The sequence below is a fragment of the Pseudomonas reidholzensis genome (assembly GCF_900536025.1).
Classification (GTDB): domain Bacteria; phylum Pseudomonadota; class Gammaproteobacteria; order Pseudomonadales; family Pseudomonadaceae; genus Aquipseudomonas; species Aquipseudomonas reidholzensis.
Genome location: NZ_UNOZ01000002.1, coordinates 102,274 through 114,504, shown reverse-complemented (window position 1 = coordinate 114,504; position 12,231 = coordinate 102,274). Strand labels below are relative to the sequence as shown.

Here is a 12,231-nt window from a genome sequence, read left to right as displayed (position 1 = left end):
GCATGAGCGAAAATCAAACGTACGACTCCTCCAGCATTAAAGTGTTGAAAGGGCTGGATGCCGTGCGCAAACGTCCCGGCATGTACATTGGCGACACCGATGATGGTAGCGGCCTGCACCACATGGTCTTCGAGGTGGTCGACAACTCGATCGACGAAGCCCTCGCCGGTCACTGCGATGACATCACCGTCATCATCCACCCTGATGAATCCATCAGTGTCCGCGACAACGGTCGCGGCATCCCGGTCGACGTGCACAAAGAAGAAGGTGTATCGGCGGCCGAGGTCATCATGACCGTCCTGCACGCAGGCGGTAAGTTCGATGACAACTCCTACAAGGTTTCTGGCGGTCTGCACGGTGTTGGTGTTTCCGTAGTAAACGCCTTGTCCGAGCAACTGATTCTGACTGTTCGCCGTAGTGGCAAAGTCTGGGAACAGACCTACGTGCATGGCGTGCCACAGGCGCCGATGGCGGTTGTCGGCGAAAGCGAAAGCACCGGTACCCACATCCACTTCAAGCCTTCGGCTGAAACCTTCAAGAACATCCACTTCAGCTGGGACATCCTGGCCAAGCGGATTCGTGAACTGTCCTTCCTCAACTCCGGCGTCGGCATCCTGCTCAAGGACGAACGCAGCGGCAAAGAGGAGTTCTTCAAGTACGAAGGTGGCCTGCGCGCGTTCGTTGAATACCTGAACACCAACAAGACCCCGGTCAATCAGGTGTTCCATTTCAACATCCAGCGTGAAGACGGTGTCGGTGTCGAAGTCGCCCTGCAGTGGAACGACAGCTTCAACGAAAACCTGCTGTGCTTCACCAACAACATTCCGCAGCGCGACGGTGGTACTCACCTGGTCGGCTTCCGTTCTTCGCTGACCCGCAGCCTCAACGCTTACATCGAGCAAGAAGGCCTGGCCAAGAAGAACAAGGTGGCGACCACCGGCGACGACGCCCGTGAAGGCCTGACCGCGATCATCTCGGTCAAGGTACCGGATCCCAAGTTCAGCTCGCAGACCAAGGACAAGCTGGTTTCCTCGGAGGTGAAGACCGCCGTGGAGCAGGAGATGAACAAGTACTTCTCCGACTTCCTGCTGGAAAACCCCAACGAAGCCAAAGCGGTGGTCGGCAAGATGATCGACGCCGCGCGTGCCCGCGAAGCGGCGCGTAAGGCCCGTGAGATGACCCGCCGTAAAGGTGCGTTGGACATCGCCGGCCTGCCGGGCAAGTTGGCCGACTGCCAAGAGAAGGACCCTGCCCTCTCCGAACTGTACCTGGTGGAGGGTGACTCTGCAGGCGGCTCGGCCAAGCAAGGCCGTAACCGTCGTACCCAGGCCATCCTGCCGCTCAAGGGCAAGATCCTCAACGTCGAGAAAGCACGCTTCGACAAGATGATCTCGTCCCAGGAAGTCGGCACGCTGATCACCGCGCTGGGCTGTGGCATCGGCCGCGATGAGTACAACATCGCCAAGCTGCGTTATCACAACATCATCATCATGACCGATGCTGACGTCGACGGTTCGCACATCCGTACCCTGTTGCTGACCTTCTTCTTCCGTCAGCTGCCGGAGCTGGTCGAGCGTGGCTACATCTATATCGCCCAGCCACCGCTGTACAAGGTCAAGCGAGGCAAGCAAGAGCAGTACATCAAAGACGACGACGCCATGGAAGAATACATGACGCAGTCGGCCCTCGATGATGCCAGCCTGCACCTGGACGAGGCGGCGCCAGCGGTATCGGGCGTTCAGCTGGAAAGCCTGGTGAACGAGTTCCGCGGTGTAATGAAAACCCTCAAGCGTCTGTCGCGCCTGTACCCGCTGGAGCTGACCGAGCACTTCATCTACATGGATGAAATCACCCTCGAGCAGCTGGGTGACCACGCGCACATGCAAGCCTGGCTGGGCAAGTTCCAGCAGCGTCTGACCAGCAACCAGAAGTCTGGCCTGGCTTACACTGCCAGCCTGCGTGAAGACAAAGAGCGCAACGTCTGGCTGCCAGAAGTGGAAATCACCTCGCACGGCCTGGCCAGCTACATCACCTTCAACCGTGACTTCTTCGGCAGCAACGACTACCGCACGGTGGTCAACCTGGGCGCCAAGCTCAGCTCGCTGTTCGGTGAAGGTGCCTACGTGCAACGCGGCGAGCGTCGCAAGGCGGTCACCGAGTTCAAGGAAGCCCTCGACTGGTTGATGAACGAGACGGCCAAGCGTCACACCATCCAGCGCTACAAAGGTCTGGGTGAGATGAACCCGGAGCAGCTGTGGGAAACCACCATGGACCCAACCGTGCGCCGCATGCTCAAGGTCACCATCGAAGACGCGATTGCCGCTGACCAGATCTTCAACACCCTGATGGGCGACGCGGTGGAACCACGCCGCGAGTTCATCGAAAGCAACGCCTTGTCGGTGTCCAACCTGGACTTCTGACCTGCGCGTCGCTGCTTTGACAGGGGCCTGTTAGCCCTGTCGAAGCCAGCTCCTGAAAAAGCCCGATTGCCTATTTGGCGTCGGGCTTTTTCATTTCAGCCGCTGCAGCTGCAACCGTTCCCTCTCCCTGCCCTCCCACCCCCCCGATAGATTGGGGCTTCTTCTGAGGCAGGTGCCTCGGATATCCAGAGAGGGATCAAGAATGGACCGCACATGTTGATTCACGCTCACCGACTCCGAATCAAGCCGGCTAGCCACTGAGCTGGGCAGAATCAGCTATGACCCACAAGGCGGTCAGATCTATATCACTGACCTGCGCATCATGGCGGCGGCGGTTTTGCCCCGGCGCATCGTCGACGCATTGGCACTGCAGCGTGCCTCTCTAGCGCCACGTCCGTACTTGGTGTTCGAAAACCTACCGGTCGACGAACACGTGTTCACGACCCCAGACCCACAGGTATACACACCCTCGTGCAAGAGCGGCGGCGTCAGCGAGAACCTGATAATGGCCTTCGCCTCGCAAATCGGTGAACCGTATTCGATCTTTTTTGAAGGGTCCGATATCGTCAACAACCTCATCCCCAGCCCCGATACCAAACGGCAGTACACCGGATTGGGCTCGGCGGTAGAGTTGGACTTCCACATAGAGAATGCTGCGCTGAAGTGCATGGACGACTTCGACTTCTCGCCGCTGGGGTTACTGCTCACCGGTGTGCGGCATGACCTTCAAGGCCCTTCGACGCGCATTGCCGATGCACGCGCTGCGCTCAAGCTGCTGACGGCCGAGGATATCCACTGCCTGCGCCAGCCGCTGTTTCGTATCAAGGTGCCTTACCGCTGGCGCCGCCACCACTGCCTCGCCACTCAACCGGTGGCGATCGTCTGTGGCAACCATGACTACCCGGAGATCAGCGCGGTGTTCTACCCCGACATGATCGAGGCGCAGACCGAAGAGGCCGCCAGCGTTCTGCAGAGGTTGCATGCCGCTACCGCGCAAGTGGCAGTGGCCATTGATATCAAACCAGGGCAGCTGGTGTACATCGACAACCGGTTCGCCTTGCACTCACGCGACGCGTTCGATGCGTCGCTGGATGATTCGGGCAACCCCATGCGCTGGGTTCAGCGAGTGTTCGTCGCCAACAGCCTGTGGAACCACCGCAACCTGGATCGGGTGAAGGCGCGTGTTTTCCAGCCCCAGGAGCCTGACGCATGTTGAACACCCTGCTCGCGGTGCTGCCGATCTTTCTGTTGATCATTGCAGGGCACGTCACCAAACGATGGTTCGTGCGTGAAGACGGCTGTTGGAAGCAGATCGACAGGCTGGTCTATTATCTGTTCTTTCCGGCACTGCTGATCCTGGATGTAAGCCGGGCGGATTTTGCCGGCGGTGAGACCTCTACCGCGATTGCCGCCACCCTGATTGCCACCGTGTTGGTCGCCCTGATGATGTTCGCGGGGCAAGCCATCATCAGGGTCAAACACGACCTGTTTACCTCGATCTTCCAGGGCGGTATCCGCTACAACTCCTATGTGTTCATCGCCTTGGCGCATTCGTTGTATGGCGCCGAGGGCGTTGCGATCTCGGGGGTGTTCGTCGCCTACCTGATCGTCCTGACCAATGTGATGAGCGTGTTGGTGATGAATCACTACGGCACCGGTGCGAAGAAATCGGCGCGCGGGATGCTGGCCGCCCTGGCACAGAACCCACTGATCATCAGTGCGCTTTTAGGCTTGCTGCTGAACATGGGCGGCGTGCGCATCAGCGCAGCGGTCGAGCAATTCATGAGCTACCTGGGCAACGCCGCCACCCCGCTCAGTCTCATGTCGGTAGGCGCAGGCTTGTTGCTAAGCCTCGATGCCAGGCGTTCGCTGGCCACGCTGTATGTGGTTGGGCTGAAACTGCTGATGCTGCCATTGGTGACGCTCGGTTTGCTGTTGGCGCTGGGGGCTTCCGGTGCCTCGGCTAACATCGCGCTGCTGTATGCCTGCGTCCCGTGTGCGGGCAATGCCTACATCCTGGCCCGGCAAATGGGCGGTGACGCACAGGCCATGGCGTCGATGATTACCTGGACGACGCTGATCTCTACACTGACTATTACGCTTATCGTGGGTACGCTAGTGTTATAGCGCGCGAGCTGAGTCGGTAAATCCGGAGGGTGTAATGATCATCGGCAGTCACATTCAGGTGGAGGCGCTGTTCGACGAGGCCACCTCGACCATCAGTTACCTGGTCATGGACCGCGAGACGAGGCAGTGTGCGCTGATCGACAGCGTGCTGGGCTACGACCCGAAGTCTGGCCGCACCGACAGCCAGGCGGCCGACAAGCTGATCGCCCTGGTCGAAACGCTCGGTGCGCAGGTGTACTGGATTCTCGAGACGCATGTCCACGCCGATCACCTGTCTGCGGCTGCCTACCTGAAGGACAAACTGGGTGGGCATATCGCAATTGGCGCCTGCATTACCCAGGTACAGAAAACCTTCGGTGCGCTGTTCAACGCCGAGCCCTCCTTTGCCCGTGACGGCAGCCAGTTCGATGTGCTGCTCGAGGACGAGGAGGTGTTCTTCATCGGCAACCTGCGTGCGCGTGCCCTGCACACGCCCGGGCATACCCCGGCCTGCATGAGCTACATGATCGAGGACTGCGGCGAGATTGCGGTGTTCGTCGGCGACACGCTGTTCATGCCTGATTACGGCACCGCCCGCTGTGATTTCCCAGGCGCTGACGCGCGCACCCTGTATCGTTCGATCCGTCGGCTGCTGGCCTTCCCTGACCAGGCCCGCTTGTTCATGTGCCACGACTACCTGCCCAATGGCCGCGCGTTGCAGTACGTCACTACGGTGGCCGAGCAGCGCGCCAACAATATCCACATCCACCAGGGCGTCACCGAAGCGGCATTCGTCGCCATGCGTGAGGCGCGTGATGCCAGCCTGGACATGCCGGTGTTGATGCTGCCGTCGGTGCAGATCAACATGCGCAGCGGCCAGTTGCCCGAGCCGGAAGACAACGGTGTGCGCTACCTGAAGATTCCGTTGAATACGCTTTGAGCGACAGTGACCACAGAAGGAAACACGAGCAGTGATGGAGCATCAGTTGCTAGGCGCCGGGCTGGGCGCACTGATCGGCGCAGTGCTGGCGTTGACGGGTGCCGGCGGTGGCATTCTCGCCGTGCCGCTGCTGGTCTTCGGGCTTGGCCTGAGCATGGTCGAGGCGGCGCCGGTCGGGTTGTTGGCGGTGGGCCTGGCTGCCGGTGTCGGTGCGGTGCTGGGCTTGCGCAAGGGCTTGGTGCGCTATCGGGCCGCGCTGTTCATTGCGCTGATCGGTATCGCCGCAGCGCCGTTCGGCCTGATGCTCGCGCACACCCTGCCCAATACGCCACTCGCGCTCGGCTTCGCTGCAGTGTTGGTGTACGCCTGCCTGCGCATCTGGCGCAAAGCGGCGCGCGAACTGCGCGGCGAGTCGCCCTGTGGTGATCGGCAGATCATGCCGTGCGTGCTCAACCCGCTGCAGGGCCGCCTGCGCTGGACCCTGCCCTGCGCCCGTGCGCTGGCGGTCACCGGCGCGACCTCGGGATTGCTCTCGGGGCTGCTTGGGGTCGGCGGCGGCTTTGTCATCATTCCCGCGTTGAACCGCTACACCAACCTCGACATGCAGAGCATCGTCGCCACCTCGCTGGCGGTGATCGCTCTGGTCGCCAGCGGCAGTGTGGTCAGCGCCAGCCTCGCCGGTGTCATGCACTGGCAGGTGGGTGCGCCGTTTGCGGCGGGTGCGGTGGTCGGCCTGCTGCTGGCCCGACCGCTGGCTGCCAGACTGGCCGGGCCGCGCCTGCAGCAGCTGTTTGCGCTGGTCGGTGGCGGTGCTGCGCTGATGCTCGCGGGCAAGGCTCTGCTCGGCTAGCAGCTCGGCCTGCTCCTGGGCACACAGCGCCAGCAGATAATCCCAGACCACCCGCAGACGTACCGACTTGTGCAGCTCGCGGCGGGTGCAGATCCAGTAGCTGCGCTGGATCGTCTCGCTTGGCAGCACCCGGCGCAGTTGCGGATCATGCCGGGCCATGTAGTTGGGCAGCACGGCGATGCCCAGCCCGGCGCGGGCGGCCTGCTGCTGGGCGATCACGCTGGTGCTGCGGAACACCACGTTGGGCGCTCGGCAGAAACTGTTGAGAAACAGCAGCTCCTGGCTGAACAGCAGGTCGTCGACGTAGCCGATCCAGCTGTGTCGGGCGAGGTCTTCGCGGGTGTGCAGTGGCGGTGCGCGGTCCAGGTAGTCCTGGCTGGCATACAGCGCCAGGCGGTAGTCGGTGAGTTTGCGGGTGATCAGCAGGTCGGCGTTGGGTCGCTCGAGATGAATACTGATCTCGGCTTCGCGGTTGAGGATGCTGACAAAGCGCGGGACCGCTACCAGTTCCACCTCAAGCCCCGGGTAGCGCTCGAACAGCGCGCGGATACGCGGGGTGAAGAACATGATGCCGATGCCTTCGGTCACCCCCAGGCGGATCTTGCCCAACGGCGTGATCGCCTGGGTGATCTCTTCCTGCGCCAGCAGGGCGACGTTCTCCATGGCTTCGGCGTGCTTGAGCAAGGCCTGGCCGGAGGGGGTGAGTTCGTAGCCTTGGGCGTGCTGGACGAACAGCGCGGTACCGAGGCTTTTCTCGATGTTCTCGATATGCCGGGCAACGGCGCTGTGGGTCGTGTTGAGTCGCTTGGCCGCAGTCAGCAGACGACCGCTGCGCTGCAACTCGAGGAAAAACCGCAGATCATTCCAGTCGAACATGCCCTTCCCCAGTCATCCATGGATGGCGTCGGCGCTGTGCTAAAACGCACAGCCGTTGCGCAAAATCGCGTGCTTGCACGGCGAAATTACGCACTAAGATCAAAGGCGACAAGAATAATAATCAGGCACGAGGTTACACATGCCATCAGCCGATTCAGTCTTCGACTACGTGGTGGTCGGCGCCGGTCCCGCCGGCTGCCTGCTGGCCAATCGTTTGTCTGCCGACCCCACCTGCCGCGTACTGCTGCTCGAAGCGGGTGGACGCGACAACTACCCGTGGATTCACGTCCCTGTCGGCTACCTCTATTGTATCGGCAACCCGCGCACCGACTGGTGCTTCAAGACCGAGGCGCAAGCCGGCCTCGGCGGACGTAGCCTGGGTTATCCCCGGGGCAAGGTGCTCGGTGGCTGCTCGTCGATCAACGGCATGATCTACATGCGCGGCCAAGCCGCCGACTATGAGCGCTGGGCCGAACAAGGCAATGTCGGCTGGGCCTGGAACGACGTCCTGCCCCTGTTCAAGGCCAGCGAAAACCACTTCGCCGGCAGCACCGACCACCATGGCGCCGCCGGTGAATGGCGGGTCGAGCAACAGCGTTACAGCTGGCCGATCCTCGATGCCTTCCGTGACGGCGCCGAGCAGAGCGGTATCGCCAAGGTCGACGACTTCAATACCGGCGACAATCAGGGCTGTGGATACTTTCAGGTCAACCAGCGCAGTGGCGTACGCTGGAATGCTTCCAAGGCCTTCCTGCGGCCGATCGTCAAACGGCCCAACGTGACCATCCTCACCGGCGTCCAAGTCGACCAGGTGCTGCTGAACAACGTTCGCGCCACCGCGGTCAAGGCACACTGGCAAGGCGCCTGGCATGAGTTCAAGGCGCGTCGCGAGATCATCCTTTGCGCGGGATCGGTCGGCTCGCCGGGGATCCTCCAGCGCTCCGGCATCGGCCCGCGCAAGCTGCTCGAAGGCTTGGGTATCGGCGTGCGGCATGACCTGCCCGGCGTCGGTGGCAACCTCCAGGACCACCTGCAGCTGCGCCTGATCTACCAGATCCGCAACACCCGTACCCTCAACCAGATGGCCAACAGCCTGTGGGGCAAGATGGGCATGGGCCTGCGCTACCTGTACGACCGCAGTGGCCCTTTGGCGATGGCGCCCAGCCAACTGGGAGCGTTCGTGCGCTCCGACCCCGAGCAGACCAGCGCCAACCTCCAATACCACGTGCAGCCGTTATCGCTCGAGCGTTTCGGCGAGCCGCTGCACCGCTTCCCGGCGTTTACCGCGTCGGTGTGCAACTTGCGCCCGTTGAGCCGCGGGCGCATCGACATCCGCTCGGCGGACATGCACGCCGCGCCACTGATCGACCCCAACTACCTCAGCGACCCACAAGACCTGAAGGTCGCCGCCGACGCCATCCGCCTGACCCGGCGCATCGTCCAGGCCCCTGCCCTGGCGGCGTTCGAACCCGTGGAATACCTGCCCGGCCCTGAACTGCAGAGTGAACAAGCGCTGCACGAGGCCGCGAGCAAGATCGGCACCACCATCTTCCACCCGGTGGGCACCTGCCGCATGGGCAGCGGGCCGTTGGACGTTGTGGATAACCAGCTGCGCGTGCATGGCGTGCCGGGCCTGCGCGTGGCCGACGCGTCGATCATGCCGCAGATCGTTTCCGGCAATACCTGTTCACCCACACTGATGATCGCCGAGAAGGCGGCACAACTGATCCTCAAGGGGGCCGCGACCCAGACCCACCTCAGCGACGCAAGCGCGATACCGACGCCCTGACCAGGTGCGTGAAGCAACCGGCGGCTAGTGGTCAGGGCCTGCCGACAGTGGAACAACAAGAATAATCACTGTGGCCTGCGGGCCGAGGACAGCAACGATGGCGGATTACATCCAAGAGCAGGGTGCGGCGGCGAGCAGCTCCAGTCGTCGCGAGGAACGCAAGATCATTTTCGCGTCATCCCTCGGGACGGTGTTCGAGTGGTATGACTTTTTTCTCTACGGCGCGTTGGCGGCGGTCATCAGCAAGCAGTTCTTCGCTGGGGTCAATGACACCACCGCGTTCATCTTTGCCCTCATGGCGTTTGCCGCAGGCTTCCTGGTGCGGCCGTTCGGCGCGCTGGTGTTCGGCCGACTGGGCGACATGATCGGGCGCAAGTACACCTTCCTGATCACCATCGTGCTGATGGGCCTGTCGACCTTTGCCGTGGGGCTGTTGCCGACCTACGCTAGCATCGGTATCGCCGCGCCGATCATCCTGGTGATCCTGCGCATGCTCCAAGGGCTGGCGCTCGGCGGTGAATACGGCGGCGCGGCGACCTACGTGGCTGAACACGCGCCACCGGGCAAACGCGGTTTCCATACCGGCTTCATCCAGTCCACCGCGACCCTTGGCCTGTTGCTGTCGCTGTTGGTGGTGCTGGGCAGCCGCTATATCAGTGGCGACCAGTTCGAGACCTGGGGCTGGCGCCTGCCGTTCCTGCTGTCGATCGTGCTGCTGGGGATTTCCACCTGGATCCGCATGAGCATGCACGAGTCGCCGGCGTTCGTGAAAATGAAGGCCCAGGGCAAGATCAGCAAGTCGCCGATCCGCGAGTCGTTCACCAACTGGCCTAACCTCAAGGTGGTGCTGACCGCCCTCTTCAGCATCAACGCCGGCCAGGCGGTGACCTTCTATACCGCGCAGTTCTACGTGCTGTTCTTCATGACCCAGATGCTCAAGGTGGACCCGGCCCAGGCCAACACCCTGCTGATCATCAGCGTGGTGATCGGTGCGCCGTTCTTCGTGTTCTTCGGTTGGCTGTCGGACCGCATCGGCCGCAAGCCGATCCTGATGGTCGGGCTGCTGCTGGCGACGGTGCTGTACTTCCCGATGTTCAAGGCCCTCAGCCATTACGCCAACCCGCAGATCGATGCGGCCAGCCGTCAGGCGCCGATCGTGGTGATGGCCGACCCTGCCAGCTGCACCTTCCAGTTCGACCCGGTGGGCAAGGCGCGCTTCGACAGCCCCTGTGACAAGGTCAAGACGTTCCTGGTCAAGCAGGGCCTGCCGTACAGCTCGACAGCGGCGACCGGCAGCGATGTCGTGGTGAACATTGGCGACAAGGCCATCAACGGCTTTGACGAAGCGGCGATGCGTGCGGCGATCGAGCAGGCAGGGTATCCGGCCAAGGCCGACCCGGCGCAGGTCAACGAGTTCATGGTGGTGGTGCTGATCGTGGCGATGATCCTGATCGCGACCATGACCTACGGCCCGCTGGCGGCGGTGATGGTCGAGCTGTTCCCGACGCGGATCCGCTACACCTCGATGTCCCTGCCCTACCACATTGGTAATGGCTGGTTTGGTGGCTTCCTGCCAACGGTGTCGTTCGCGCTGGTGGTGTACACCGGGGATATCTTCTATGGGCTGTGGTACCCGGTACTGATTACCGGGATCAGCCTGGTGGTGGGGATCTTCTGCCTGAAAGAGACCAAGGACGTGGACATCGACAAGGTCTAGAAACGGGCACAAAAAAACCGGCGTAAACGCCGGTTTTTTTATACCCCGAAAAAACTTATGCACGTTTTTCGCAAAAACGTCACACAGAGAAATAAACTTCTAATTCAATCACTTAGGCCATATCTCTGAGTGCTTTTTGAAAAGTTGCTCACAAGTTATCCACAGAACGTCAGGCCGTCCGCTGCTCGGCGTTTTCCGTCGCTGGCGGCAGCGAACCCAAGGCCTGCTGGGTCGCTACGTTCCACGCTTCAGCACGGTTGTTGAGGTCGGCGATCGCCCGCGGCCCGCTGCCCTCGGCATACATCGGCTGGCCAATCACCACCTCGATCACACCGGCCTGTTTGCCCCAGCCCGACTTCGGCCAGTACTTGCCGGCGTTATGCGCAATCGGCAGCACCGGCAGGCCGGCGTTGACCGCCAAGGCCGTACCGCCGCGGGAGAACTTGCCGACCTGGCCATGGGGCACACGGGTGCCTTCCGGGAAGATCAGCACCCAGACGCCCTGCTTGAGCAGTTCGTCGCCCTTCTTGGCGACATGGCGGAGGGCCTCCTTGGGATTGTCGCGGTCGATCGCGATCGGCCGCAGCATGGCCATTGCCCAACCAAAGAACGGCACATACAACAGCTCACGCTTGAGCACCTGGCTCAGCGGCTGGAAGTAGGCCGACAGGAAGAACGTCTCCCAGGTGCTCTGGTGGTTGGAGAGGATCACGCAGGGCGTCTCTGGCACGTTCTCGGCGCCGGTGATCTTGTAGCGGATGCCCAGCACCACCTGCGTCAGCAGCACGGCGAAGCGGCACCAGTAGACGTTGATGAAGCGGTAGCGCTTACGGAACGGCAGAAACGGCGCAACGAAGAAGCTCAGGGTGCACCACAGCAGCGAGCTGGTACCCAACAGCAGGTAAAAAAGAAAGATTCTGATCGCCTGCAGGATCGACATAGTGGCATGTACCGTTGCGGGCGCGCCCGCCTAATGAACAGTGCGCCAGCGCGGCGCACCCTCTTAAATAAGTGCTCTGGCGACAGCGGCCAGATCGTCAAAAATCAGGGTGTCTTGGCTGACGCCCTTGTCCAGGGTCTTCTCACCCTTGCCGGTTTTCACCAACACCGGCTGTGCTCCGACGGCCAGGGCGGCCTCCAGGTCACCTTTACTGTCGCCGACGAACCAGACCCCAGCGAGCTCGGCCTGATAGTGTTCGGCGATTGCCCGCAGCATACCGGGCTTGGGCTTGCGGCAGGCGCAGCCCTCATCCGGCCCATGCGGGCAGTAGACGATGTGGCCGACCTCGCCACCCTGCGCGGCCACCAACGCGCGCAAGCGCGCGTGCATGGCCTCGAGGGTTTCCAGCGAGTAGTAGCCGCGGGCAATGCCGGACTGGTTGGTGGCGACCGCCACCGTCCAGCCGGCCTTGCTCAACTGCGCGATGGCCTCGACCGAGCCGGCGATCGGAATCCACTCCTCCAGCGACTTGATGTAGGCGTCGGAGTCGTGATTGATCACCCCGTCACGATCGAGAATCAGCAGTTTCAAGG

At 62.0% G+C, this 12,231-nt stretch carries 9 protein-coding genes and 1 pseudogene; 7 read left to right on the top strand and 3 right to left on the bottom strand.

Going from position 1 to position 12,231, the window contains the following annotated elements:
• Nucleotides 1-2 precede the first annotated feature (2 nt).
• The 5 genes from gyrB to CCOS865_RS00635 all read left to right on the top strand — a co-directional run bounded on the left by gyrB (nucleotide 3) and on the right by CCOS865_RS00635 (nucleotide 6,316).
• Nucleotides 3-2,420: a DNA topoisomerase (ATP-hydrolyzing) subunit B gene (gyrB, locus tag CCOS865_RS00655; protein ID WP_119137071.1), complete on the top strand. Its 2,418-nt coding sequence runs from the start codon at nucleotides 3-5 to the stop codon at nucleotides 2,418-2,420.
• 322 nt (nucleotides 2,421-2,742) lie between these two features.
• On the top strand, nucleotides 2,743-3,636 hold the full coding sequence (locus tag CCOS865_RS00650; protein ID WP_208644485.1) for a TauD/TfdA family dioxygenase: 894 nt from the start codon (nucleotides 2,743-2,745) through the stop codon (nucleotides 3,634-3,636).
• The gene (locus tag CCOS865_RS00645) at nucleotides 3,630-4,547 is read left to right on the top strand and encodes an AEC family transporter (protein ID WP_119137070.1); all 918 of its coding nucleotides are present in this window, start codon (nucleotides 3,630-3,632) and stop codon (nucleotides 4,545-4,547) included. Before CCOS865_RS00650 ends, CCOS865_RS00645 begins: the two co-directional genes overlap by 7 nt.
• Nucleotides 4,548-4,581: 34 nt before the next feature.
• Entirely contained in the window at nucleotides 4,582-5,466 is an 885-nt protein-coding gene (locus CCOS865_RS00640) for an MBL fold metallo-hydrolase (RefSeq protein WP_119137069.1), read from the top strand.
• Between the two features lie 31 nt (nucleotides 5,467-5,497).
• Nucleotides 5,498-6,316 (top strand): sulfite exporter TauE/SafE family protein, encoded by an 819-nt coding sequence (locus tag CCOS865_RS00635; RefSeq protein ID WP_119137797.1) that lies wholly within the window; start codon nucleotides 5,498-5,500, stop codon nucleotides 6,314-6,316.
• Here CCOS865_RS00635 and CCOS865_RS00630 read toward each other — a convergent pair.
• Nucleotides 6,308-7,192 (bottom strand): annotated as a pseudogene (locus CCOS865_RS00630) (LysR family transcriptional regulator); the annotation flags it as partial. The gene CCOS865_RS00635 and the pseudogene CCOS865_RS00630 sit on opposite strands and share 9 nt — an antisense overlap.
• Before the next feature lie 139 nt (nucleotides 7,193-7,331).
• Between CCOS865_RS00630 and CCOS865_RS00625 the strand changes: the two are divergent.
• Both CCOS865_RS00625 and CCOS865_RS00620 read left to right on the top strand, forming a co-directional pair.
• Nucleotides 7,332-8,981 (top strand): GMC family oxidoreductase, encoded by a 1,650-nt coding sequence (locus CCOS865_RS00625; RefSeq protein WP_119137068.1) that lies wholly within the window; start codon nucleotides 7,332-7,334, stop codon nucleotides 8,979-8,981.
• A gap of 97 nt (nucleotides 8,982-9,078) precedes the next feature.
• Nucleotides 9,079-10,698, top strand: a complete 1,620-nt coding sequence (locus CCOS865_RS00620) for an MFS transporter (RefSeq protein ID WP_119137067.1) — start codon at nucleotides 9,079-9,081, stop codon at nucleotides 10,696-10,698.
• A 169-nt stretch (nucleotides 10,699-10,867) separates the two neighbouring features.
• On the opposite strand, the gene CCOS865_RS00615 is transcribed toward CCOS865_RS00620, so the two are convergent.
• Nucleotides 10,868-11,638, bottom strand: coding sequence for a lysophospholipid acyltransferase family protein (locus tag CCOS865_RS00615; protein ID WP_119137066.1), 771 nt, complete (start codon nucleotides 11,636-11,638; stop codon nucleotides 10,868-10,870).
• Nucleotides 11,639-11,701: 63 nt separating this feature from the next.
• Nucleotides 11,702-12,229: a D-glycero-beta-D-manno-heptose 1,7-bisphosphate 7-phosphatase gene (gene gmhB, locus CCOS865_RS00610; RefSeq protein WP_119137065.1), complete on the bottom strand. Its 528-nt coding sequence runs from the start codon at nucleotides 12,227-12,229 to the stop codon at nucleotides 11,702-11,704.
• Between the last annotated feature and the right edge of the window lie 2 nt (nucleotides 12,230-12,231).